The organism is Aeromonas sp. ASNIH1 (assembly GCF_002934285.1).
GTDB classification, from domain to species: domain Bacteria; phylum Pseudomonadota; class Gammaproteobacteria; order Enterobacterales; family Aeromonadaceae; genus Aeromonas; species Aeromonas caviae.
On record NZ_CP026228.1, the window covers coordinates 1,055,312 to 1,077,365 of the forward strand.

19 protein-coding genes and 1 pseudogene are annotated in these 22,054 nt (G+C 63.5%); 10 read left to right on the top strand and 10 right to left on the bottom strand.

The annotated features are described in order from the left end of the window. Nucleotides 1-2: 2 nt before the first annotated feature. The 5 genes from C2U37_RS05115 to nudF all read right to left on the bottom strand — a co-directional run bounded on the left by C2U37_RS05115 (nucleotide 3) and on the right by nudF (nucleotide 2,713). The gene (locus C2U37_RS05115; protein WP_010672774.1) at nucleotides 3-590 is read right to left on the bottom strand and encodes a YqiA/YcfP family alpha/beta fold hydrolase; all 588 of its coding nucleotides are present in this window, start codon (nucleotides 588-590) and stop codon (nucleotides 3-5) included. After that, complete coding sequence (locus tag C2U37_RS05120) at nucleotides 587-670, bottom strand: YqiA/YcfP family alpha/beta fold hydrolase (protein WP_406568197.1); 84 nt, start codon at nucleotides 668-670, stop codon at nucleotides 587-589. The genes C2U37_RS05115 and C2U37_RS05120 overlap by 4 nt, the downstream gene beginning before the upstream one ends. 9 nt (nucleotides 671-679) lie before the next feature. Continuing rightward, nucleotides 680-1,498: a 3',5'-cyclic-AMP phosphodiesterase gene (cpdA, locus tag C2U37_RS05125; protein ID WP_104451947.1), complete on the bottom strand. Its 819-nt coding sequence runs from the start codon at nucleotides 1,496-1,498 to the stop codon at nucleotides 680-682. 27 nt (nucleotides 1,499-1,525) lie between these two features. Next, complete coding sequence (locus C2U37_RS05130; RefSeq protein ID WP_039039758.1) at nucleotides 1,526-1,972, bottom strand: DUF1249 domain-containing protein; 447 nt, start codon at nucleotides 1,970-1,972, stop codon at nucleotides 1,526-1,528. A gap of 99 nt (nucleotides 1,973-2,071) precedes the next feature. Continuing rightward, nucleotides 2,072-2,713, bottom strand: a complete 642-nt coding sequence (nudF, locus tag C2U37_RS05135; protein ID WP_199770509.1) for an ADP-ribose diphosphatase — start codon at nucleotides 2,711-2,713, stop codon at nucleotides 2,072-2,074. Nucleotides 2,714-3,019: 306 nt separating this feature from the next. Here nudF and tolC point away from each other — a divergent pair, with 306 nt between their 5' ends. Further along, entirely contained in the window at nucleotides 3,020-4,345 is a 1,326-nt protein-coding gene (tolC, locus tag C2U37_RS05140; RefSeq protein ID WP_029313618.1) for an outer membrane channel protein TolC, read from the top strand. Nucleotides 4,346-4,499: 154 nt separating this feature from the next. On the opposite strand, the gene hldE is transcribed toward tolC, so the two are convergent. After that, complete coding sequence (gene hldE / locus C2U37_RS05145) at nucleotides 4,500-5,927, bottom strand: bifunctional D-glycero-beta-D-manno-heptose-7-phosphate kinase/D-glycero-beta-D-manno-heptose 1-phosphate adenylyltransferase HldE (protein WP_039039759.1); 1,428 nt, start codon at nucleotides 5,925-5,927, stop codon at nucleotides 4,500-4,502. A gap of 248 nt (nucleotides 5,928-6,175) precedes the next feature. Between hldE and lpxL the strand changes: the two genes are divergently transcribed. Beyond that, nucleotides 6,176-7,099 (top strand): LpxL/LpxP family Kdo(2)-lipid IV(A) lauroyl/palmitoleoyl acyltransferase, encoded by a 924-nt coding sequence (gene lpxL, locus C2U37_RS05150; protein ID WP_104451949.1) that lies wholly within the window; start codon nucleotides 6,176-6,178, stop codon nucleotides 7,097-7,099. A 114-nt stretch (nucleotides 7,100-7,213) separates the two neighbouring features. On the opposite strand, the gene C2U37_RS05155 is transcribed toward lpxL, so the two are convergent. From C2U37_RS05155 to C2U37_RS05165, 3 genes are all read right to left on the bottom strand, one after another. Beyond that, on the bottom strand, nucleotides 7,214-9,193 hold the full coding sequence (locus C2U37_RS05155) for a bifunctional 2',3'-cyclic-nucleotide 2'-phosphodiesterase/3'-nucleotidase (RefSeq protein ID WP_199770534.1): 1,980 nt from the start codon (nucleotides 9,191-9,193) through the stop codon (nucleotides 7,214-7,216). Nucleotides 9,194-9,321: 128 nt separating this feature from the next. After that, nucleotides 9,322-9,942, bottom strand: coding sequence for an L-lysine exporter (lysE, locus tag C2U37_RS05160; RefSeq protein ID WP_103243798.1), 621 nt, complete (start codon nucleotides 9,940-9,942; stop codon nucleotides 9,322-9,324). Between the two features lie 262 nt (nucleotides 9,943-10,204). Continuing rightward, nucleotides 10,205-10,987, bottom strand: coding sequence for a LuxR family transcriptional regulator (locus C2U37_RS05165; protein ID WP_010672766.1), 783 nt, complete (start codon nucleotides 10,985-10,987; stop codon nucleotides 10,205-10,207). 64 nt (nucleotides 10,988-11,051) lie between these two features. On the opposite strand from C2U37_RS05165, the gene C2U37_RS05170 reads away from it, so the two are divergent. The 8 genes and pseudogenes from C2U37_RS05170 (at nucleotide 11,052) to C2U37_RS05205 (ending at nucleotide 21,499) form a co-directional block, all read left to right on the top strand. Next, nucleotides 11,052-11,681: an acyl-homoserine-lactone synthase gene (locus C2U37_RS05170; protein WP_029313613.1), complete on the top strand. Its 630-nt coding sequence runs from the start codon at nucleotides 11,052-11,054 to the stop codon at nucleotides 11,679-11,681. Nucleotides 11,682-11,914: 233 nt separating this feature from the next. Beyond that, nucleotides 11,915-12,814 (top strand): LysR family transcriptional regulator ArgP, encoded by a 900-nt coding sequence (locus C2U37_RS05175; RefSeq protein ID WP_042864507.1) that lies wholly within the window; start codon nucleotides 11,915-11,917, stop codon nucleotides 12,812-12,814. An 86-nt stretch (nucleotides 12,815-12,900) separates the two neighbouring features. After that, nucleotides 12,901-14,922, top strand: a complete 2,022-nt coding sequence (locus tag C2U37_RS05180; protein WP_104451951.1) for an exoribonuclease II — start codon at nucleotides 12,901-12,903, stop codon at nucleotides 14,920-14,922. Between the two features lie 643 nt (nucleotides 14,923-15,565). Then, a complete protein-coding gene (locus C2U37_RS05185) occupies nucleotides 15,566-17,494 on the top strand; it encodes a PTS mannitol transporter subunit IICBA (protein WP_104451952.1) in 1,929 nt (642 codons plus the stop codon). 37 nt (nucleotides 17,495-17,531) lie between these two features. Continuing rightward, entirely contained in the window at nucleotides 17,532-18,677 is a 1,146-nt protein-coding gene (locus tag C2U37_RS05190; protein WP_199770510.1) for a mannitol-1-phosphate 5-dehydrogenase, read from the top strand. A 97-nt stretch (nucleotides 18,678-18,774) separates the two neighbouring features. After that, complete coding sequence (locus tag C2U37_RS05195) at nucleotides 18,775-19,296, top strand: MltR family transcriptional regulator (protein ID WP_010672759.1); 522 nt, start codon at nucleotides 18,775-18,777, stop codon at nucleotides 19,294-19,296. Nucleotides 19,297-19,343: 47 nt separating this feature from the next. After that, nucleotides 19,344-21,181, top strand: a pseudogene (locus tag C2U37_RS05200) (cation:proton antiporter); the annotation flags it as partial. Nucleotides 21,182-21,250: 69 nt separating this feature from the next. Then, a complete protein-coding gene (locus C2U37_RS05205; protein ID WP_010672757.1) occupies nucleotides 21,251-21,499 on the top strand; it encodes a hypothetical protein in 249 nt (82 codons plus the stop codon). Nucleotides 21,500-21,535: 36 nt separating this feature from the next. On the opposite strand, the gene C2U37_RS05210 is transcribed toward C2U37_RS05205, so the two are convergent. Further along, nucleotides 21,536-22,054, bottom strand: coding sequence for a mechanosensitive ion channel domain-containing protein (locus C2U37_RS05210; RefSeq protein ID WP_039039767.1), 519 nt, complete (start codon nucleotides 22,052-22,054; stop codon nucleotides 21,536-21,538).

Here is a 22,054-nt window from a genome sequence, read left to right on the forward strand (position 1 = left end):
GGCTAGAGCCCGAGGAAACGGACGATCTGGGCGGGGTAGCGCTCGAAGCCTGTGAAGGCGTGATCGCCGCCGCACTCCAGGGAGAGACGGGCAAAGCGGTATTCGTCCAGCGCCTTGCGATAGTCGAGCACCTCGTCCTCCTGCTGTTGCAGCACCCAGAGCCGCTCGGGAGCAGTCACCGGCACCGCCAGCGCTCTCAGCTCGTCCATGTGCACAGGCAGCAGTTCATAGCGTTCGCCGCTGTAGGGGTTGGTCTGGGGGCCGAGGTAGTCGCAGAGCAGCTCGTGGGGGCGAACCGCCGGGTTGATGAGGGCGGCGCGGCAACCGTACATCTCGCTCACTCTCGTGGCCATGAAGCCACCGAGGGAGCTGCCCACGGCGCCCAGTCGCAGGGCGCTGCCGTGGCGGGCCTTCAGGTCGGCAATGGCCTGCTCGATGGCTGCCCAGGCGGCCGCCGGGGTGTTGGGCTGGGCCGGGATCACTACCTCGATATCGGGCCTGTTCTCTGCCACCCAGGCCGCCATCTGCTGCGCCTTGGCCGAGCCGGGGGATGAATTGAAACCGTGCAGATAGAGCAGGACGGGCTTCATGCCTGCCTCCCCATTGGCTGCGCCTTGGCCGCGCCGGGAGAGGAGTTGAAACCGTGCAGGTAGAGGAGTACGGGCTTCATGGCAACCCCTCAGTATCCGGTGGCATTGGGGTCGGGCACGAACTGCCCCAGCGGCAGGCGCCACACCTGACTCGCCACCCGGCCATCCGGGTGCAGGGTGAGATAGCGCCAGCCCGGGCCGGATTCGTCCAGTGCGAAACTGTCGGAGAGCGGCTTGAACTGGATGCAGGTAGAGGGGCTGGCGATGAGCCGCACTCCGTGGTGCACCTCGTCAAACTCCTGATGGACGTGGCCGAACAGGATGGTCTTCTGCTGCGGGTGGCGGGCCAGCACGGCGAACAGGTCGTCGGCATTCTTGAGGTTGTGCTGATCCAGCCAGGCGCAGCCCACCGGCACCGCCTGATGGTGCAGGGCGATGAGGGCATGGCGCTCGGGATGCTGGCGCAGGGCCTGATCCAGGGCCGCCAGCTGGTGATCCCCCAGCACCCCGTGGGGTTTGCCGCGCACCTGGGTATCCAGCAGGATCACCTGCCAGTGATCCCCCACCAGCTGCTTGGCCTCGCTGATGCCGGCCGCATGGAGGTATTCGGTCATCAGGGGGCCGTCGTCGTGGTTGCCGGGCAACCAGTAGATGGGGCGAGCCAGGGGCGCCATCATGGAGGCGAAGCGCTGGTAGGACTCCGGGCTGTGATCCTGGGAAAGATCCCCGGTGGCGAGGATGAGATCGAACGGGTGCTCGTTGGCCTGCACCCGCTCCAGCACGGCGGCCAGACTCTGCGCCGTGGGCACGGCCAGCAGCCGCCCCTCGGCACTGGCGAAGAGATGGGTATCGGTAATCTGTAACAGGCGCACACTGCCGTCCGGCGCCTGAGGTAGCTCTGTTTCCAAAATCACGCTTCTTTTTTATGGGTTCGACTAGAGGATGTTAATCAGGCTGGTGCCGTGTTTGAGACAAAATCTCAACCAATCGGCCAAGAATAGATTTACCTGCTCCTTTTCATCCCTGTGATGCATTTTTTGATTGGGATAATCATAACGTGGTTGCAACATTGAAATCTGTTGCGCCGCACACACTTCCGCCATTCGCACATCATGATACAAACGAATCTCTATCCGAGCTTGCAAGTAGCTCGGCAATTCGGGGTTGTGCTGGGCCAGGATCACCTGGCTGGTGAAGCGGCTCTCCTCGGTCACCGTGAGCTGGAACTGCAGGCCGTTGCCGACCTGATAGCGGCGCTCGGCACCCACGCTGCCGCCGGGCGGCAACAGTTTCATCAGCGCCATGTAATTGACCTCGCAGGTACGCTGCAAGGACATCAAATCAGGCACATAGCGCTTCATCGGGCTCTGGACTAATGACATGTCGCGGCTCCCTCAATCAGGGTCCATGAAGGGTGGACCCACTGCACAGTGTTCCAGTCGGACACAGGGCACCTGACCCGGGTCTGAACGAGCGTCACCTCAGCGCCCCGCCAGCCAGCGTGCCCGCAGCTCGCCGTGATTCAGGGCCAGCCACTGCAGGGCGATGACGGAGGCGGCATTGTCGATGCGCCCCTCTTTGAGCCAGGCATAGGCCTGCTCGCGGCTCACCACGTGGACCCGGATGTCTTCCCCCTCTTCCGCCAGACCGTGGATCCCCTTGGCCTGACTGGCATCCACCTCGCCCACGAACACCTCGATGCGCTCGGTGCTGCCACCCGGGCTCACCAGATAGCTGATGGCGTGTTCGCAGCGTCCCACCTCGATCCCTGCCTCTTCCACCGCTTCGCGCCGCACCACTGCCTCGGCGGTCTCCCCTTCATCGATGATGCCGGTCACCAGCTCCAGCAGCCAGGGGGTGGCGCTGGTCTCCATGGCGCCGATGCGAAACTGCTCCACCAGCACGATCTCGTCCCGCACCGGATCATAAGGCAGCAGGGCGGCGGCATGGCCACGTTCGAACAGCTCCCGGACGATGGGGGCGTTCCAGCCACCGGCAAACAGCCTGTGTTGCAGGCGGTAGACATTCACCTTGAAGAAGCCATTATATCCAGCTGATTTTTCAATGATTTTCACATCATCGCTGGAGTAGTGGCAGGTTTGAGGCAAGGCTTGCTGTGACATTCGAGACTCCTGCCAGCTTGACTTGGCTTGGTTTGACCATAATATTCGGGGGCATGAATGAACATTCATTCACTCGCTCTCGCCGACGATGAGGGAAGGATTTTAGCAGCCACAGGGCATTTGGCTAGGCGCGTTGCCGAGAAAACTCGCCCCGGACCTTGACGTTTCCGCAGCTGGAAAAGAGACAGTTCGCAATGAAATCTGCTTATAGTAGAGTGGTTAAGCTGAAATCAAGCTTGGTCGGTGACAATCCCCCCTTCATCCAGCGGACAGCTTTGGGTTGATACAAAAGGTTAAAACTATCATATGAAAAGAACACTCTTGTCAGTCATGGTGATGCTGGGTGTGAGCGGCGCCGCTCATGCCGAAAACCTGCTCGATATTTACCAACAGGCCCAGATCAAGGACACCCAGCTGCTGGAATCCAAGGCCAAGCGGGACCAGGCCTTCGAGAAGATCAACGAATCCCGTGCAGCCCTGCTGCCCCAGATCAACCTGGGCGCCGGCCTGAACTACCTGCAAAACAAGAACGACACCATGACCAACACGGGCGCTACCGGCTCCGTGACCCTGGATCAATCCATCTACCGTCGCAGCAACTGGGTCAACCTGGATCTGACCGAGAAGAGCGCCACCCAGTCCGACGTGGCCTACAACCTCGAGTACCAGAACCTGATGCTGCGTACCGCCCAGGCCTACTTCGACGTGCTCAAGGCCATGGATACCCTGGAATTCGTGCGTGCCAACAAGACCGCGGTCGAGCGTCAGCTTGAACAGACTCAGCAGCGCTTCGAAGTGGGCCTGACCGCCATCACCGACGTACACGAAGCCGAGGCCGAGCGCGATCAGGCGCTGGCGGACGAGATCAATGCCGAGAACACCCTGGACAACAGCTACGAGAGCCTGCGCGAGCTGACCGGTATCGACCACCGTCAACTGGACGTGCTCAACACCGATCGCTTCAGCCCGCAGAAGACCGCGTTCAACTCCGACAAGTGGCTGGAGCTGGCCCTGGACAAGAACCTGGAGCTGCACAGCGCCCGCATCGGCAAGGACATCGCCAAGGAGCAGATCGATCTGGCCAAGACCGGTCATGAACCGACCCTGGATCTGGGCGCCGGCCTGAACGCCGGTTACAACGATTACAAGGACGAGATCCGCAACCCCGAGAGCAACAGCAATCAGGGCAACATCGGCCTGAACTTCAAGCTGCCCATCTACACCGGCGGGGCCACCACCTCCCAGGTCAAGCAGGCACAGTTCAACTACGTGGCCGCCAGCGAACAGCTCGAGCGCAGCTTCCGCTCGGTGCAGAGCACGGTCCGCTCCTCCTACAACAACGTGAACGCCAGCATCGGCTCGGTCCGCGCCTACAGCCAGTCCGTCATCTCCGCCGACAGCGCCCTGAAAGCGACCGAGGCCGGTTACGAGGTGGGTACCCGCACCATCGTCGACGTGCTGGACTCCACCCGCAAGCTGTATCAGGCCAAGCAGAAGCTCTCCGAGGCCCGCTACAACTACATCCTCAGCATCCTCTCCCTCAAACAGGCCGCCGGCATCCTGGAGCAGAAGGATCTGGAAGAGGTGAACCAGGGTCTGATGCCCGCCGCCCAGGTCACCAAGAAGTCCTGAGCCATGCGCACACCATGAGAAAAGGCGACCCCGGGGTCGCCTTTTTCATCTCTGTTCGCCGCTGGAAGTGCGTTGGTCGGGGCCTGCCAGGCAGCGGCCATGTCACCGACCCGGCAGCCCCATCAAAAAACCCGGCCTTGGCCGGGTTTTACGCTTATCCGCGTTCGCGGATGGTCTTGATGATGTCGGTGGTGGAGCAGCCGTCCTCGAAGTTCAGCACTCGCACCTCGCCGCCATTGGCGGTCACCTCGGCGTAACCGGCGATCTCTTCGGGCTTGTAGTCGCCCCCCTTGACCAGGAGGTCTGGCAGGATCTCGGCGATCAGACGCTGGGGAGTGTCTTCGCTGAAGGGGACCACCCAGTCCACGGCACCCAGGGCCGCCAGCACAGTCATACGGCGCTCGGTCGGGTTGACCGGGCGACCCGGCCCCTTGAGGCGACGCACGGACTCGTCGGTGTTCACCGCCACGATCAGGCGGTCCCCCAGCTTGCCCGCATTGGCCAGATAGGAGACATGACCCGCGTGCAGAATGTCGAAGCAGCCGTTGGTCATCACCACCTTCTCGCCGCGCAGACGGGCGGCCTGGACGGCCACCTTGAGCTGGGCCTCGGACATGACGCCAAAGCCGGTCTCCTGCTCAGTGTAGAGGGCGTTGGCCAGTTCCACCGGGCTCACGGTGGAGGTCCCCAGCTTGCCGACCACGATGCCGGCGGCGGTGTTGGCCAGGGCGCAGGCCTCATCCAGACTCTTGCCTGCGGCAAGGGAAGTCGCCAGGGTGGAGATGACGGTGTCACCGGCACCGGTGACGTCATAGACCTCGTGGGCCTGGGCCGGCAGGTGCAGCTCGGGCTGCCCTTCGCGGATCAGGGTCATGCCGTTCTCGGAACGGGTGACCAGCAGGGCGTCCAGCTCGAAGCGCTTGACCAGCTCCAGCCCCCTGGCGACCAGGTCTTCCTCCCCCTTCACCTTACCCACCACGGCCTCGAACTCGGACATGTTGGGGGTCAGCAGGGTGGCACCACGGTACTTCTCGAAATCGGTCCCCTTGGGGTCGACCAGCACGGGGATGCCGGCGGCGCGGGCACGCCGGATCATGCCGGGCACATCGTTGAGGGCGCCCTTGCCGTAGTCGGAGAGGATCATCACGTCCGCCTGGGGCAGCGCCTGCTCCACCTTGCCCATCAGCAGGCTGGCATCCACGTCGTGGAAGGCCTCTTCGAAGTCGAGGCGCAGCAGTTGCTGGTTGCGGGACAGCACCCGCAGCTTGGTGATGGTCGGATAGTCGGTCAGGCGCACGAAATCACAGGCCACCTTGACACCGGCCATCTGGCTGGCGAGGGCATCGGCGGCTTCATCCTGACCGGTCAGGCCCAGCAGCACGGCCTGGGCGCCGAGGGCGGCGGAGTTGAGCGCCACGTTGGCGGCGCCACCCGGGCGCTCCTCGATGTGCTCGACCTTGACCACGGGGACCGGTGCCTCGGGGGAGATCCGGCCGGTAGGGCCATGCCAGTAGCGATCCAACATGACATCGCCAACGACCAGGATGCGGGCTTTTTCAAACTCGGGCAGGGTGATTTTCATCTGTATCGGCTCTCAAAACCTGAAAAATTCAGCGGCCGATTTTATCACACTCTTTTCCGGGGCGTGAAAAAAGCACGGCCCTGCCCCCTGACGCCCCCTCTGACCAGATGACGGCGATTCGCGCCCGCCCCCGCTTTTCGGATAGAATCCTCGACATGCGAGTGACCGCATCCGCGCCGGGCCACCCCACACAGGCCCCCCGGTTCGGTCGGACTCCCCCCTTTGCCTTTGCGAACAAGAGACTCTTCATGGCCCAAGAACACGCTCCCCGCCTCGAACCCCGTCTGTTCCATCCCCGTTACTGGGGGAGCTGGCTGGGCCTCTCCCTGCTCTGGCTGCTGGTGTTGCTGCCCTGGCGCAGCCAGATGTGGCTGGGCCGCCAGCTCGGCACCCTGGCCCGCAAGCTGCTGAAATCCCGCGTCAAGATTGCCCGACGCAACCTGGAGCTGGCGATGCCCGAGCTCAGTCGGGATGAGCGCGAAGCCCTCCTGGTGCAGAACTTCGAGAGCGTGGGCTGCGCCATCTTCGAGGTGGGCATGGCCTGGTTCTGGCCAGACTGGCGGATGCGCCGCCTGATGAAGGTGGAAGGGGAAGAGCACGTCATCAACGCCATGGAGAAGGGCCAGGGGATGCTGCTGCTCTCCTGCCACTTCCTCACCCTTGAGCTCAATGCCCGCTGCTTCGGCCTGGTGCGCCCCGGGGTCGGCGTCTATCGCCCCAACACCAATCCGGTGCTGGAGTACGCCCAGTACCACGGTCGCTGCACCTCCAACAAATACCTGGTGGACCGGATGGACGTGAAGGGGATGATCAAGGCGCTGCGCAACGGCGACGCCCTCTGGTATGCACCGGATCACGACTACGGCAGCCATGCCAGCGTCTTCGTGCCCTACTTCGCGGTGGAGCAGGCCGCCACCATCACGGGGACCGCCACCCTGGCCCGGGTGAAGAACACCGTCACCCTGCCCTGCTACAACATCCGCACCCGGGAGGGCTACACCCTGCATATCGGGGCCCCGCTCGCGGACTACCCAAGCGGTGACGACATGGCGGATGCCAGCCGCGCCAACCGCGAGATTGAAGCCGCCGTGCGCAAGGCGCCGGAGCAGTACATGTGGCTGCACCGCCGCTTCAAGACCCGCCCCAATCCGGACGATCCCGGCTACTACTGATGCCCTCCCGCCCCGTCGACCGGGCAAGTCCAGACGACAGGACAGGATGGCACCGCGCCCCATGAAAAAGCCCTCGCACTGCGAGGGCTTTTTTGTTGGCTGCCAGCGTCTGCCTTACTGGCGGATCAGGCGGTAGATGGCGTAGCCGGGGTGCTTGGCGTCATCCATCGGCAGGGTGGACTGGTACGACAGATCCGCCCCCGCCAGGGCCTTGGCCTCGTCGGTCGGCGAGGAGTAGAGGCGCACGTCCACGTTGGCGGGCAGGGCCTTCATGTGCCAGTTGTTGTTGGCCGCCGGGCTGAAGCCAGCCGGGTTGTCCGCAGACTGGGCCTTCAGGTACTGGGCGATGATCTCCCGCGTCTCGAAGGGATCTTCATGGACGATGTTGCTGCCGTCGATGCCCGGGAAGTGGCCGCCGCCGCTGGCGCGGTAGTTGTTGGTCACCACGTAGAACTTCTGGGCCGGGTCCACGGGCTGGCCGTTGAAGGTGAGGCCGCTGATGCGCTGGCCGTCGCTCACCTTGACCCCATCCTTGCTGTAGCGGGCCGGCTGGGTGATGTCCACCTCGTAGTTGACCCCGTCAATCACATCGAAGTTGTAGGTGGGGAAGCTCTCGTTCACCAGCCACTGCACCCCGGTCTTGCCGGTGTCGATCTGGTTGAACTGGCCGGCGCTCATCTCCAGCCACTCCTTGACGGTGGCCCCGTTCACCTCGACCACCTGCAGGGTGTTCGGATAGATGTAGAGGTCAGAGACGTTGCGCAGGGAGATGTCACCCTGGGCCACGTAAGTGAAGTCGTTGATGCCGTTGCGACCGCCACGGAAGGGGGCCGCCACCGAGAGGATCGGATAGGACTCCTTGAGCAGGCCGTCTTGTTGCAACTGCTCCGCGTGGCGGCGCTGGGCATCGCTCACCAGCTGCACCGAGGGGTCGTCCTGCACCAGGGCGAAGAAGCTGTGGATGGGGGAGGTGATCTTGCCGAGCGGCTCGTCCAGCCACTGGTTGGTGGCGTCGTGATCCGCCTGCACCAGGTCCACCACCCGCTGATCCACCGCACTGCCCTCGCTGGCGTCTATCTTGCGCAGGCTGGCCTGGCTCTGCTTCACCTGCCACTTGCCGTCCACCTGCTCCAGCTTGAGGTCGATGATGCCGAGGTGGTTGCCCCAGTAGCCGGGCATCACGGTGGGAATGCCGCTCAAGGTACCGGCCTTATTGTCCACCTCCGGCAGATCCGGGAAGTCACCCGGGAAGTTCTTGTGGGCGTGGCCCAGCATCAGGGCATCCACCCCCTTCACCTTGGCCAGATGCCAGGCGGAGTTCTCCATCATGGCCTCGTAGCTGCTGGCATTGATGCCGGTGTGAGCCACCACCACCACGATGTCGGCGCCCTTGGCGCGCAGCTCGGGCACATAGTGATTGGCGGTCTCGACCATGTCGGCCACCACCACCTTGCCCTCCAGATGACGCTTGTCCCACTGCAGCACCTGGGGCGGGGTCAGACCCAGGATGCCCACCTTGACGCGCTGGCGCTGGCCCTTGTCATCGGTCACCTCGCGCTCCAGCAGCAGATAGGGGGTGAACTTGTTGCCGCTCCAGTCAATCTGTCCCTTGGCATCGCGCTTGAAGGCCCCCGCCTCGAACACGTTGGCATTCACATAGGGGAAGTCGGCTCCCGCCAGCACCTTGCCGAGGTAGTCCAGGCCGTAGTTGAACTCGTGGTTGCCCAGGTTGCCCGCGTCGTAGCCCAGCTCGTTCATCGCCTTGAACACCGGGTGCGCCTGCTTCTCGAGGTAGCCGGCACCGGACTGCTCGAAGATGTAGTCCGCCAGCGGCGTGCCCTGAATGAGGTCGCCATTGTCGAGCAGCAGGTTGTTGGGGTTCTCGGCGCGGGCGGCGCGGATCAGCAGGGCGGTGCGGGAGAGGCCGAACTTGCGATCCTCCTTGTTCTGGTAGTAGTCGTACCCCAGCACGTTGGAGTGGATGTCGGAGGTCTGGATCAGGCGCAGGGAGACGGTCCCCGGCTGCGCCTTGCTGTCATTCTCGTTGCTGCAGGCAGACAGCAGCACGATGGCGGCAATAGCCCCCAGCTTCATGGTGTTATTCACTGTTTTTTCCCTTTTATTATGGAGTAACGCTTTACCAGCGCCGGGAATTTAACAGACGAATATGTCAGCAGATGGCACCGGGACTCATTTTTATGAAGCCCGGCACAAAAATAGCCTCATGAGGCCGGTATGGCACCCAATGCCAGCTTGGCCGCCAGCACCAGCATGATGAGACCTACAACAAGATCAATGGCTTGCTGCACCCTGCCCCGGGCAAGCCAGGGGGATAGTGCCGCCGCCCCGAACGCCAGTCCGTAGAACCAGACCAGGGAAGCCAGCATGGCCCCCGCCGCGAAGGCGGGTCTGAGCTCCTCGGCAAACTGGCTGCCGAAGGAGCCAAGCAGCATCAGGGTATCCAGATAGACGTGGGGATTGAGCAGAGTGACTCCGAGGGTCATGGCCAGCACGCTCTTGACCCCCATCAACCGGGGCGAGTCCGCCAGGGCCGCCTCCTGGCCGCGCCAGGCACTGCGCAGGGAACGGATACCGAACCAGCCGAGGAAGAGCACGCCGCCCCAGGTCAGCAGGGCCAGGCCGATCGGGCTGGCCGCCAGCAGGTTGGCCCCGCCGAACACCCCGATGCCGATCAGCACGAGATCGCACAGGCAGCAGAGGGTCGCCGTCAGCAGGTGGTGATTGCGGTGAATGCCCCGGCTCAGCACGAAGGCATTCTGGGCCCCGATGGGGATGATCATGGCAAGGCCGAGGGTAAAGCCTTGCAGGGTGGTGGCGAACATGGAGATGCGTTCCTGTGAAAGAGAGAAACGCACTATAAGGGGGCGCGGGTAATCAGAGAAATTCATTCATTTTCTGATGCATTCATAAAACTGATGAAAACCGGGCCGAAACCACACAAAGAAGGTTGTCAATTGCAGGATCTGACAATTGTGGGGTCACAGCCCCGCCCCGAGAATCGGCGGCAGGATGGGACGGCGCAGGACAGCGGTGATGGCGACAGAGGGGATGCCAGGCGACGAGCCGGTGCCGCCGGGCCTGTATTCACTGCAGCAGGGAGGGGAAGTTGGTGACCACCACCTGCTCCAGGTTCGGCAGCAGGATGCCGCTGCTCACCCCCTTGGCGATGGCCTGGTAGCGGTTCATCGACCCCGTCTTGCGGGTGACCTGATTGAGGTGGTAGTTCACGGTGCGCTCCGTGATGCCGAGGATGCAGGCGATCTCCCCCGATGTCTTCCCTTCGCTGGCCCAGAACAGGCACTCGGTCTCCCGCTCCGTCAGGGGCTCCTGGGGATCGTCCTCCCTCATGCTCTGGCGCACGATCCGGATCGCCGCCTCGAAGATGTAGTTGGACATCCAGGAGAGGATGGGCGAGGACTCCAGCATCAGATCGCTCGACGCCCGCTCCCGGGTGATGAAAGAGAGTATGCCGTTCTCCCCCGCCGCCCCGTGCAGCGGGAACGAGATGCCGTTGCGCAACCCGAATTCCGCCGCCAGCCCCATCACATCCATGCTCCCCTCTTGCAGGAAGCGCGCCTTCTCGTCCAGCCGGTTCCAGTAGATGGGCAGGGTCTGCCTGCGGGCGAGCTGGATGATGGGATCGCAGGCCAGCATGTTGTTCAGGGTGTAGGCCTGTACCCAGGAGTCGGGGCACTGGTTGAACAGCACCACCTTGGGCCTTTGCATCGACATGGGCAGGATGAGGGCGAAGCGGTAGTAGTCGTAACCCATTCCCAGGGTGAAGCGGCCGATGAGCTCGGACAACCGGTTGCCATCGGTCACCAGCGTGAAATGTTCCAGGTACTCAAGCAGTTGGTCGCGTGTCATGGGCAAGCCTCCCCTGGCCAAGGCCTTGGATTATAGCGCCTAACCATGAAATGGAGAGACATGAATGCTTGTTTTCAAAGGAAAATTGAAAGAACACCCCAGATGGGAGGTCGAAAACGAGCTCTACCGATTTCGCAACCGCGTCTTCTCCGATCGACTCGGTTGGGACGTGGAATCCCGCCGTGGCCTGGAGCGGGACAACTTCGACAAGCCCGACACCCACTGGGTGCTGATTGAAGACAAGCAGGGGCTGTGCGGCTGCATCCGCCTGCTCAGCTGCGCCCAGGATTACATGCTGCCCAGCATCTTCCCCACCGCCCTCGCTGGCGAAGCCCCGCCGCGCGGCAACGACGTGTGGGAGCTGACCCGCCTCGCCATCGACGCCGACCGGGCCCCTCGCCTGGAGAACGGCATCAGCGAACTCACCTGCGTCATCTTCCGCGAGGTGCTGGCCTTCGCCAGGGAGCAGGGGATCCGCGAGCTGGTGGCCGTGGTCAGCCTGCCGGTGGAGCGCATCTTCCGCCGCCTCGGCCTGCCCATCGAGCGCCTCGGCCATCGCCAGGCGGTGGATCTGGGGGCCGTGCGCGGGGTCGGCATCCGCTTCCACCTGGACGAGCGTTTCGACCGCGCCGTCCATCGCCCCCTGCAGGGCCATTACCGGCCGGCGGGGGATGCTCTGCTCGCCGTCATCTGAGCAAAAAAAGTCCCGGGACCGGCCCGGGATTCAAGACGCTCGCTATGGTCCGTTTCCACCCCATGCAAAAACGGACCGGGTGAGTATCTTATGAATCTCATGTCAGGACTACTGTCACATCTCACAGGGGCGGCCCCGGGCACCGGCCCCCTCCATGGGGGCGGTCAGGTTGTCCTCTGGCGCTCCCTTGAGTAGCATTCTTGCTGAACTCCCTTTTTTCATAAGGAATGCTGATGAAGACGCTGGACTACAAGCTGCTGCTGGCCCTGGACGCGGTGATCCGGGAGCAAAACTTCGAGCGTGCCGCCCAGCGCCTGCACATCACCCAGTCCGCCATCTCCCAGCGCATCAAGCAGCTGGAGCAGCAGTTTGCGGAGCCGCTCATCATCCGCAGCCAGCCGCTGCAGGCCACGGGGCTCGGCCAGAAGCTGCTGGCCCACTATCGCCAGGTGCGCCAGCTGGAGCTGGAGCTGGCCGGCGAGCTCTCCCCCGACGAGCCCAGGGCCCCCATCCGGGTCAGCATCGCCGTCAATGCCGACAGCCTGGCCACCTGGTTCCTGCCCGCCCTGGCGCCACTGCTGGAGCAATACCCCATCGAGCTGAACCTGCTGGTGGATGACGAGAGCCGCACCCTGGACCGGGTGCGCGAGGGGCAGGCGTTCGGCGCCGTCAGCCTGCAACCCCAGCCGCTGGCGGGCTGCTGCGTCGACGAACTCGGCGAGATGCGCTATCTGCTCACCGCCAGCCCCGCCTTCGTCGCCCGCCACTTCCCGAGCGGCCTCACGGCGGCGGCCCTGGCCAAGGCGCCGGCGGTGGCCTTCGACCAGCGCGACGACATGCACATCAGCTACATGGCCCGTCATTTCGCCCTCCCCCCCGGTGGCTACCCCTGCCACACGGTGCGATCCTCCGAGGCCTTCGTCGCCATGGCGGAGCAGGGGCTGGCCTGCTGCCTCATCCCGGAATTGCAGATCCGCCAGCAACTGGAAGAGGGGCGCCTGCTCGATCTCAACCCGGATCACCACCTGGTCGAGCAGCTCTACTGGCACCGCTGGGTGCTGGAGCGGGGGCTGCACAAGCAGATATCCCAGCGCCTGATCCAGCAGGGGCGACGGGCACTGCAACCCCGTTGAGGGGGCCATTCACCTTGGCTTTGGGGGGGTAAAAACGTATAGTGCTGGGCGATTAACCATCAGGTCTCCACTCAGGTTCCCCATTTATGTTCCAAGACAATCCGCTGCTGGCCCAGCTCAAGCAACAAATCCGCGAAAACATCCCCAAGAAAGAGGGTGTGATCCGCGCCTCCGATCGGGGCTTCGGCTTCCTGGAGGTCGATGAGAAGACCAGCTATTTCGTGCCGCCTCCCTACATGAAGAAGGTGATGCACGGTGACCGGGTGAGCGCCCTGATCCGCACTGAAAAAGAGAAAGAGGTGGCCGAGCCGGATGCCCTGCTGGAGCAGGCCGTCACCCGCTTCGTCGGCCGCGTCAAGATGTTCCGCGACCGCCTCAACGTGGTGCCCGACCACCCCCTCATCAAGGACGCCATCAAGGCCCGCGCCAAGAAGGGTCTGGACGAGAAATCCTTCAAGGAAGGGGACTGGGTGGTTGCCACCCTCAAGCGCCATGCCCTGGTGGACGGCAACTTCTCCGCCGAGATCACCCAGCTCATCGCCACCCAGGAAGATCACAACGTGCCCTGGTGGGTGGTGCTGGCACGCCACAACCTGGCCCAGATTGAACCGGCGGACCTGCCGGAGTGGAAGGTGATCGAAGAGGAAGAGCTGCCCCGCCGGGATCTGACCCAGGTTCCCTTCTTCACCATCGACGGTGCCAAGACCAAGGACATGGACGATGCCCTGGCCATCACCAAGCTGGAGAACGGCTGGGAGCTGCTGGTGGCCATCGCCGACCCGACCGCCTATGTGGCCGAGGGGAGCGAGCTGGACAAGGAGGCCGCCCAGCGCGCCTTCACCGTCTACATGCCGGGACGCAACGTGCCCATGATCCCGCGCACCCTCTCCGACGAGCTCTGCTCCCTGAAAGAGGGCGAGGAGCGCAACACCCTGTGCGCCCGTCTGCTCATCGCCGAGGACGGCCTGCTGCTGGAGGAGACCGAGTTCTTCGCTGCCCGCATCGTCTCCCATGCCCGTCTCAGCTATGACGACGTCTCCGACTGGGCCGAGCACGGCAAAGCGCTGGATATCGACGCCGGCGTCCTGGCCCAGCTGCCCCTGATGAAGGCGATGACGGAGGCCCGCATCAAGTGGCGTACCGAGCACGCCCTGGTGTTCCCGGACAGACCCGACTACGACTTCGAGCTGGGTGAAGACGGCGAAGTGCTGGCCATCCACGTGGAGCCGCGCCGCATCGCCAACCGCATGGTGGAAGAGTCGATGATCGCCGCCAACATCTGCGCCGGCCGCGTGCTGGGCAAAGAGGTCGGCTACGGCATCTTCAACGTCCACACCGGCTTTGACGAGGAGTCCCTGGACGGCGCCATCGAGCTGCTCAAGACCGCCGAGGCCCCGTTCGAGAAGGAAGATATCGCGAGCCTCTCCGGCTTCTGCGCCCTGCGCCGCTGGATAGACAACCTGGACACCCGCTGGCTGGACGGCAAGATCCGCCGCTTCCAGAGCTATGCCCTGATGTCCGCCGAACCGGGAGCCCACTACGGCCTGGGTCTGGATGCCTACGCCACCTGGACCTCCCCCATCCGCAAATACGGCGACATGGTCAACCATCGCCTGCTCAAGGCGGTCATCGCCGGCAAGACCCCGGGTGAGCGCCCCAGCCTGGAGCTGACCGAGCACCTGACCGCCTGCCGCCGCCTGCACCGCATGGTGGAGCGCGACATCGGCGACTGGCTCTATGTGCGCTACCTCAAGGCCGATGCGGGCACCGACAAGGTGTTCAACGCCGAGATCATCGACGTGATGCGCGCCGGCCTCAAGCTGCGTCTGCAGGAGAACGGCGCCGTGGTGTTCATGCCCGCCCGCCATATCCTCGACAACAAGGATCGGCTGGAGTGCAACTGGGACAACGGTCGCGTCTATCTGGACAAGACCGAGGTGGTCTACGAGCTCGGCCAGATCATCGAGGTGAAGCTGACCGAGGCGGTGGAAGAGACCCGCTCCCTCATCGCCAAGCCGGCGGTGGATCTGGTGCCGGGTCCGGCGCCGGTGGCCCCGACCAGCGAGGCCGATGCCGCGCCTGCCGACGAGGCCCCCAAGGCGCAGTGATCCCCTGCTTGTCTGCTCTGCAAAAGCCCGCATCCTGCGGGCTTTTTTTATGGCTGCGCTCCGCGGGCAGGCGGGATGGGAGACCCGCTCGCAGGCCCCTGCCTGCGTCGCTACCGGCAGGGAGGAGTGAGACGGGATCGGCTCAGGATCCGCCACCCGAGCGTCACAAGAGGCCTTGTCGGAACCGATCCTCTCGGGGGAAAAACTGAAAGTGGGTTACAAAATAAATGATTCATTGGTGATTAACGATGAACTACGGCATATCCATCGTCATTACTTGCGAATACGAGGCGACAAATCATGACTCATTTGAGTGCAAAATTTGATTTTGTGACAACAGTCACGTTGACACCGTGTTTGCGCAAACCACAAAACGAGACATCAATCACAAAAAATTGACACCCAGAGGCGAAAAGATCGAAATGTAGCCGAAATACAGCGACTGACTGTGATCGTCATCACTATGTCGGGAGGGGGGAGGTCGGGGTATTTGAGATCCAGGTCACAAGACACCCCGTTTTCAGCCTAATTTGATCACAAGCTGGTAGATTGAAGTTGCTTAGACGACTGGGATGGGAGTTCGGCAAAACTCGTCATCCCGACTACCACTTTTAATCACACAGGCTTAAAACGGGGTCCCGACATGTTATCACCGGATACCAAAGTCAAGATACAGAATTTTGGACGCTTCCTGTCCAATATGGTCATGCCCAACATAGGCGCCTTCATCGCCTGGGGCTTCATCACCGCCCTCTTCATCCCCACCGGCTGGCTGCCCAATGAAACCTTGGCCAAGCTGGTCGGTCCCATGATCACCTACCTGCTGCCGCTGCTCATCGGCTATACCGGCGGCAAGCTGATCGGGGGTGACCGGGGGGCCGTGGTCGGTGCCATCACCACCATGGGCGTCATCGTGGGGACCGACATCCCCATGTTCATGGGCGCCATGATGGTCGGCCCGCTGGGTGGCTGGGCCATCAAGCGCTTCGACAAGGCGATGGAAGGTCGCGTCAAGAGCGGCTTCGAGATGCTGGTGAACAACTTCTCCGCCGGCATCATCGGCATGTTGCTCGCCATTCTCGCCTTCTTCGTCATCGGTCCCTTCGTCAAGGTGCTCTCCGGCGTGCTGGCGAGCGGTGTCGGCTTCCTGGTGGACAACCACATGCTGCCCCTCACCTCCATCTTCGTCGAGCCGGCCAAGATCCTGTTCCTGAACAACGCCATCAACCACGGCATCTTCTCGCCGCTCGGGATCCAGCAAGCCACCGAACAGGGCCGCTCCATCTTCTTCCTGATCGAAGCGAACCCGGGTCCGGGCATGGGCGTGTTGCTGGCCTACATGGTGTTCGGCCGTGGCGCCGCCAAGCAGTCCGCAGCCGGTGCGTCCATCATCCACTTCTTCGGCGGCATCCACGAAATCTACTTCCCGTACGTGCTGATGAACCCGCGCCTCATCCTGGCGGTGATCGCAGGCGGCATGACCGGGGTCTTCACCCTGACCCTGTTCAACGCCGGTCTGGTCTCCCCCGCCTCCCCGGGCTCCATCTTCGCCGTGCTGCTGATGACACCGAAAGCCTCCCTCATCGGGGTGCTGCTCTCTATCGTCGCCTCCGCCACCGTCTCCTTCCTGGTCGCCGCCGTGTTCGTCCGTGCCCAGCAGCCGGAAGCCGACGAGGCCGATGCCCTGGGTGAAGCCACCCGCAAGATGAAAGCCATGAAGGGTGCCAAGCCCGAGACCACCGCCGCCAAGAAGCCGGAAACCGAGCTGACCGCAGTGCGCAACATCGTCGTCGCCTGCGATGCGGGCATGGGCTCCAGCGCCATGGGCGCCGGCATGCTGCGCAAGCGGGTGCAGGCCGCCGGTCTCGACATCAGCGTGACCAACCGTGCCATCAACAACCTGGACGATCAGGTGGATCTGGTCATCACCCACAAGGATCTCACCGACCGTGCCCGTCGCCATGCGCCGCATGCACAGCACATTTCGCTGACCAACTTCCTCGACAACGCCCTCTATCAGGAGCTGGTGCAGAACCTCAGCCTGGCCAACGCGGCCAACGATGACATCGCCAACCCGCAACTGCTGGTGGCGGCCAACGACGACAGCTACGAGCCGCAGGAGCCGGAAGTTTTCACCCTGAGCCTGCAGGACGTGCACCTGGGCCTCAAGGCCGAGAGCAAGGAAGCGGCCATCGTGACCGCCGGCAAGCTGCTGGCCGAGCGAGGCTATGTGGCACCGGACTACGTCGACGCCATGCTGGAGCGCGAACAGCTGGTCTCCACCTACCTCGGCGAATCCATCGCCGTGCCCCACGGCACCATCGCCGCCAAGGAGCACGTGAAGCGTACCGGCATCGTCATCTGCCAGTACCCGGCCGGAGTCGCCTTCGGCGAGGGCGCCGATGAAGTGGCGCGCCTGGTCATCGGCATTGCCGCCCGCAACGATGAACACATACAGGTCATAACCCGCCTGACCAATGCACTGGATGAGCCCGGTCTCGTCGACCGTCTGGCCAGCACCCAGGATCCCCAGGAGTTCCTGGATCTGCTGGGGGCCGAGCAGGCCGCGTAATCATCCGTCATCGTCTTTGGTTGTAGAGGTTAATATCATGAAAACATTGCATTTTGGTGCCGGCAACATCGGTCGGGGCTTCATCGGCAAACTGCTGGCTGACGCCAGCCATCAGGTCACCTTCGCCGACGTCAACGAGACCCTGATCGACCAGCTCAACCACCGCCAGGAGTACAAGGTGCACGTGGTGGGCACGGATCAGAAGCTGGACGTGGTGCGCAACGTTGCCGCCGTCAGCTCGGCCGGACACGAGGTGATCGCCCGTATCATCACCGCCGATCTGGTCACCACGGCGGTCGGCCCCAACATCCTGGACAAGATTGCCAGCACCCTGGCCAAGGGGCTGCAGGCCCGCTTCGATGCCGGCAACCTGACTCCCCTCAACGTCATCGCCTGCGAGAACATGGTGCGCGGCACCAGCCACCTCAAGGAGGAGGTACTCAAGTACCTGCCGGTCGCGTATCATGCCACCCTCGAGCAGTGCGTCGGCTTCGTCGACTCGGCGGTGGATCGCATCGTTCCGCCCGCCGCGGCGAACGACGATCCCCTGGAGGTGACGGTGGAGAGCTTCAGCGAGTGGATCGTCGATCGGACCCAGTTCAAGGGGGAGCTGCCCCAGGTGGCAGGCATGGAGCCCACCGACAACCTGATGGCCTTCGTCGAGCGCAAGCTGTTCACCCTCAACACCGGCCACATCGTCACCGCCTACCTCGGCAAGCTCAGGGGCTATCACACCGTGCGCGAGGCGATCGAGGATCCGCTGATCCGCAGCAAGGTGCGCCGCGCCATGGAGGAGAGCGGGGCCGTGCTGGTGAAACGTTACGGCTTCGACCCGCGCCTGCACGCCGCCTACATCGAGAAGATCCTCTCCCGCTTCGCCAACCCCTATCTGGTGGACGAGATTGACCGGGTCGGTCGCCAGCCGCTGCGCAAGCTGGCGGCGGGGGACAGACTGGTGAAGCCGCTGCTCGGCACCCTGGAGTACAGCCTGCCGAGCGATCACCTGCAGGAGGGCATCGCCGCCGCACTGCATTACCGCAATGAGGACGATCCCCAGGCGGTGGAGCTGCAGGCCATGCTGGCGGAACTTGGTCCGGCACGGACACTGGCCCGCGTCACCGGCCTGGATGAGCACAGCGATGTGGTACGCACCATCGTCGCCCGTTACAACAACTTGAAGTGACCTGATGGGGTGGCGTCACACCGCCCGTGACGGACCCCATACGATACAAACCGGGGGAGGGCCTGCTCTCCCCCTGTCAGCCGGACCCGAAGCACTTATGACCACACACCAGGAAGATGAAGTACTGGAGCGACTGAACGAGCAGGATGGCCCCCGCGGCTTCTTTCTCGAGGTCGTGACCATCCTGGAAGAGGCGGTCGACTCCCTGATGCGGCGAGCCTTTCGTCAGGAGGAGTATGCCGTCAAATACGCCATCGAACCCCTGCTCAACCAGAGCGGACCCCTCGGCCAGCTGGAGGTGCGCCTCAAGCTCATCTTCGCCCTCGGCCTCATCTCCCTCGAGCGCTATCAGGATCTCGAGGCATACCTGAAGATCCGCGACTTTCTGGTACGCGACCCCAAGGATTACCGCTTCAGCGACAAGCCGGTCCGCGATCTGCTCGAGCGCCTGAATGCCATCCAGCAGGGCAGCATGATGCCGCAGGATCCCCCGGCCAACGAGGAGGACTGGCCCCTCTACCAGATGCAGCTCAACCGGCTCGATCAGATGGTGCGCTCCGCCCTGGTGCTGGCGGTGACCGATTGCGTCACCGAACTCCACAAAGAGAGCCCCATCTGATCTGAGTGGCTCTCCCCTGCACGCCTGGCGGGTGTCATCTTGCCCCCCTTCCCCGCTACACTAGGTCCAACCCCATCACCTGTACGAGGTTGGCATGATTGCTCTCTCCCTCGCCGGAATAGCCCTCATCTCCCTGCTCGCCCAATGGCTTGCCTGGTCCGTGCGCGTTCCCGCCATTTTGTTCCTGCTGCTGAGCGGCCTCTTGCTCGGCCCGGTGACCGGTCTGCTCGATCCCGATCAGTTGCTGGGGGATCTGCTGTTTCCCCTGGTTTCCCTCTCGGTCGCCATCATCCTGTTTGAAGGAGCGCTGACCCTGCACCTGACCGAACTCAAGGGGATCGGCAAGGTGGTACGCAACCTCTGCTCCACCGGCATGGTGACCAGCTTTGCCGTCATCGGCGCCGCCAGCTACTTCCTGCTTGGGCTGGACTGGCGGGTCGCCATGGTGCTCGGCGCCGTGCTGGTGGTGACCGGCCCCACGGTGATCGCCCCCATGCTCAACGTGATCCGCCCGGTCCGGGAGGTGGACAAGATCCTGCGCTGGGAGGGGATCGTCATCGACCCCATCGGCGCCCTGTTCGCGGTACTGGTGTTCGAGGCGGTGCGCCTCGGCAGCCAGGGGGATCTGGTCGGTCATACCCTGCTGGCCCTGGCCAAGACGGTGGGAGTGGGGTCGCTCATCGGGGTCGGTGCCGGCTGGCTCACCACCCTGCTCATCCGCAAGGACTGGCTGCCGGTCAGCCTGCACAAGTTCGGGGTACTGGCGCTGGTGCTGGTGACCTTCACTCTGTCTGACTGGCTCAGTCACGAATCCGGCCTGCTGGCGGTGACCGTGTTCGGCATCTGGCTCGCCAACCAGGAGGGGCTGGATCTGGAGGAGGTGCTGGCCTTCAAGGAGGATCTCGCCGTCATTCTCATCTCCTCCCTCTTCATCCTGCTGGCGGCCCGCCTCGATCTGGCCCAGCTCTGGCAGCTCGGCCCCATGGTGCTGGCCCTGCTGTGCGTGGTGCAGTTCGTGGCCCGCCCGCTCTGCATCCTGGTCTCGACCCGGGGGTCGGACCTGCCCTGGCGCGCCCGCGCCCTGCTCGCCTGGATAGCCCCCCGGGGCATAGTGGCGGCGGCGGTCAGCGCCTCCTTCGCCATCAGCATGCACGAGGCCGGCATCGAGGATGCCGACAAGCTGGTGCCCCTGGTGTTTGCGGTCATCATCTTCACCGTGGTGCTGCAGAGCCTGACGGCCACGCCATTGGCCAGATTGCTCGACATGCGCCAGAGCGCCCCCAATGTCTGGCTGCTCATCGGCGCCAACTCGGTGGCCCGGGCCATCGGCAAGGCGCTGGCGGATCAGGGGATCCCGGTGCAGCTCTCCGATCCTGCCTGAGAGCACTGCAAGCTGGCCCGCATGAGCGGCCTGCCCTGCTACTTCGGCAATCCCCAGTCGGAGCACGCCGAGCGGCACCTGCCCCTCACCAGCATCAGCACCGTGCTGGCGCTCTCTCCCAGCCGCCACAACAACGCCCTCGGGGTACTGCACTTCGCCCACCTCTACGGGGAGGAGAAGGTCCACTCCCTGCGTTCCAGCGAACAGCACGGCAAGGCCAACCGGGAGAGCGCCACCTTCCGTGCCCGCCAGAACCTGTTCGGCGCCGACATCAACTTCGCCAGGCTGAGCGGCCTGCTGAGCCGGGGCGGGCAGATCAAGGCGACCCGCCTGAGCGACACCTTCGACTGGGACCAGTATCAGGAGGCTAATCCCGGCGCCATTCCTCTGTTCGTGCTGGATGCCAAGGCCAGACCCAGGGTGGTCACCGGCCCTGTCACGCCGCTGCCCGGGGAGCTGCTGATCGCCCTGCAACCGCCCCGTGAGGGGGCGACGGGGCCCTGATCCGATGACGGCGCCACCGGGAAGGAGAACTAGACTTGAGGGTGGCGCCATGAGTCATAGGAGGATGTCATGACAGTCAGTGAATTGCGCGCGCTTCACCAGCAGCACAGGTTCAAGGAGGCGGAGATCATGCACGACATCGTCTCCCCCGGCTGGATCGTGGAGTTCAGGGGGCAAGACGGCCACCTCTACGTGATGACGGACACCCTGGGGTGCCCCATGAGCTTCTCGTCCACCGAGGAGGCACGGGACCACATCCACCTGGTGGCCGACTGCCCCGTCCAGGTCGAGCACCTCTACCGCTTCTTCGAACGCTGAACAGCCATCGAAAAAGGCTCCCGAGGGAGCCTTTTCTCATTCCGGCTGCGTGGACTCAGCCTCCTTTCCCTCCAGCCGCCTCACCGGCTTTTGCAGAATAAGGTTCGCCGGATAGGTGACCAGATCGCCGTTGTCATCCCGCACCCGCACGTAGAAGAGGCCGATCTCGGTGATGATGCCGGTGACGGAGTCATCCTTGTCGAGGATGCGGATGCGATCGCCAATCTTGTAGGGGAAGGCGAAGAAGATGGTGATGCTGGCGGTGATGTTGGAGAGGATCGACCACTGGGCCACCATGGCGACCCCCAGTACCGCGAAGAAGGAGGAGGCGAGCACCACCAGCCGGGAGAAGTCGAGCCCCCAGACCCCGGCCAGGATCAGCAGGGTGGCGCAGCCCAGCAGGAAGTGGAATACGTGCTCCACGTAGAGTACCCGGTTCTCGCTCACCTGCCGGCTCTGGCCAAGGGCCATCAGGCTCTTGTGAATGAGGCCGCGCACCAGGGTGTGCCCCAGCAACAGCAGCAGGGTCACGCCAAAAGATTCCCATGTCGTCAT